Annotated in this window: 4 protein-coding genes; 2 read left to right on the top strand and 2 right to left on the bottom strand. The window is 36.8% G+C overall.

From position 1 onward, the window contains the following. Positions 1 to 243: 243 nt before the first annotated feature. Together CDZ78_RS22185 and CDZ78_RS15860 are read right to left on the bottom strand one after the other, a co-directional pair. A complete protein-coding gene (locus CDZ78_RS22185) occupies positions 244 to 381 on the bottom strand; it encodes a response regulator (protein ID WP_167374345.1) in 138 nt (45 codons plus the stop codon). Next, positions 366 to 1,418, bottom strand: coding sequence for a sensor histidine kinase (locus CDZ78_RS15860; protein ID WP_087870872.1), 1,053 nt, complete (start codon positions 1,416 to 1,418; stop codon positions 366 to 368). Before CDZ78_RS15860 ends, CDZ78_RS22185 begins: the two co-directional genes overlap by 16 nt. A gap of 120 nt (positions 1,419 to 1,538) precedes the next feature. Here CDZ78_RS15860 and CDZ78_RS15855 point away from each other — a divergent pair, with 120 nt between their 5' ends. Together CDZ78_RS15855 and CDZ78_RS24365 are read left to right on the top strand one after the other, a co-directional pair. Continuing rightward, on the top strand, positions 1,539 to 1,811 hold the full coding sequence (locus CDZ78_RS15855) for a hypothetical protein (RefSeq protein WP_087868120.1): 273 nt from the start codon (positions 1,539 to 1,541) through the stop codon (positions 1,809 to 1,811). Next, positions 1,730 to 1,966: ISAzo13-like element transposase-related protein (locus CDZ78_RS24365; protein WP_444979212.1), on the top strand; the 237-nt coding region annotated here is incomplete at its 3' end. The genes CDZ78_RS15855 and CDZ78_RS24365, both read left to right, overlap by 82 nt.

Below are 1,966 nucleotides of genomic sequence, written 5' to 3'. Positions count from 1 at the left end.
AGATCAATACCAGAACCATCAGGTAAACTTATATCAACAAGGGCCAGATTAAAATCTTGTTTAGCAATTAAGCTTCTTGCCTGAAATAGAGAAGCTGAAATACACAATGCTGGTGTATCGAGGTTTATTTTAGGTGGTTTTGCCATGTTTATAGCAAACCCCTACTTAATTCCCCTTAGGCAATAGCATTTGAAACGAATGAAAAGACTATTTTTTTCATATAGTTCTAGCATAGTTTCAATTTTACCATAAATAATTATTGGGAAACTTCAGTAGAGAAGCAGCTTCTTCGATTTTGGCATGCTCAAAAATATTCTGCACAATACCACGCATAAGGTTTCTTGCATAGCTATGATCATCAACAATTAGGATGGAGTGCATTTGTTTGTTTTCATATTAGGTAATGTAATTGTCAACCTGGTTCCCTTGCCAGGCCCTGAGGTGCTTTCCAAAGAAATCCAGTCCAACTCCACCCCGATTTCTCCTGCACGGACATGCAAGTTATATAAACCTGTGTTGGCTTGCCATAAAGATGGATCAATGCTAATTCCATCGTCAGTAATCCTTATTTGTAACTTGTTATGGTGCTCATAAACACAGAGAGAAATCGTTTTAGGGTCAGCATGTTTCATAATATTGGTAATAGATTCTCGTAGAATACGGTCAAGATTAATCACTTGCCGAGAGCTTAATAAATATGTTCCATCTCTTAATGCTTCTGTATCCCAGAGCAGATTCACATGCGCAGCATCAGTCCGTTGCTTTATTTCCTCCCGCCAACTACTTAATTTTTCTTCTAAAGTAATGAAATCATTATCATGCAAAGAATAAATTGAATCTCTTACCCCCTTTAATGCATTTCTGGCCAGCACAGCACTTTCTTCAGATTCAGCCTTATGAATCAATGTTAATAATAATGCCCCCACATCATCGTGAAGATCTCGCATTATACGTTCACGCTCCTGTTTTGCACCTTCTTCACGATTATTCTTCCAGATGAGGCAATTTTTTGCATATGCTAATGCTGCTTCAATAAACTCTACGTCATGCTTGTTGAATAGTTTTGCTCCTTTCTCCTTACCTGACAAAACAACGTGCTGCTGCTTATTTAAAGCAGGCAGTATAATCGTTAAACCATGATTACTGAGATCAATTGTTTCAACTGGCTGCTGCTGTATCTGTACTGACAAAGGTAAATAAATATTAGCCAATATATCAGGCCAGCTTTTTTCAAAGTGAACGGCGGATGGACTTGAAATGTATGACTGAGTGAGTAACGGGAAAAAATCACTAGTAGGTGAAGTGCGTGGATAAATTTTCTTAGTCCATAACCACTGCCTAATTGGAAAATAACACCAGGCAGTGATTATCATTGCTGCACCTAAGGTTTCTAGTGGACCAATATTTAAAAGGTACATTAAAGTTAAATCTATAGTAAGGAATGTGCACGAAATAACTTCCTGAAGCAGCCAAGCTTGAATAATGAAATATCTCCCCTAAATTAAGGTTATCTTAATTTATTACTCAGTGGTTGTCTTATGTCATTTCCTTATAAAAAAAATATCGAAAAGTCGATGAAGAAATTTTATGACTCACTTTGTGAAAAAAATAAGCGACGGTATGCCGCCATTGAAAGTGAAAAATTATCTCATGGTGGCGTTAACTATATTTCAGCTTTATTAGAGTGTGACCCAAAAACTATCCGCCAAGGAAAAAAAGAACTCACCGAATTAGAACTGGATATAACAGGAATCAGACAACCTGGAGGCGGTCGAAAAAAAAGACCTCTACCCCTGAATACAGTGGAATAGATCAAGACTTTTTAGATATTCTTCAACAGCATACAGCAGGCAATCCAATGAATTCATCTATTAGGTGGACTTATCTAAAGCCGCGTGAAATCGTCAGTGAATTATTAAAAAAGGGTTATTCTGTCAGTCGTAATATCGTTCGATATTTATTAAAA

This window comes from Bathymodiolus platifrons methanotrophic gill symbiont (genome assembly GCF_002189065.1).
Lineage (GTDB): Bacteria > Pseudomonadota > Gammaproteobacteria > Methylococcales > Methylomonadaceae > Methyloprofundus.
This window is presented reverse-complemented; position numbering and strand designations above follow the sequence as displayed.

Coding starts and splice junctions, on each gene's coding strand:
- CDZ78_RS22185 (WP_167374345.1), bottom strand. CDS start 381: ATGCACTCCATCCTAATTGTTGATGATCATAGCTATGCAAGAAACCTT.
- CDZ78_RS15855 (WP_087868120.1), top strand. CDS start 1,539: ATGTCATTTCCTTATAAAAAAAATATCGAAAAGTCGATGAAGAAATTT.
- CDZ78_RS15860 (WP_087870872.1), bottom strand. CDS start 1,418: ATGTACCTTTTAAATATTGGTCCACTAGAAACCTTAGGTGCAGCAATG.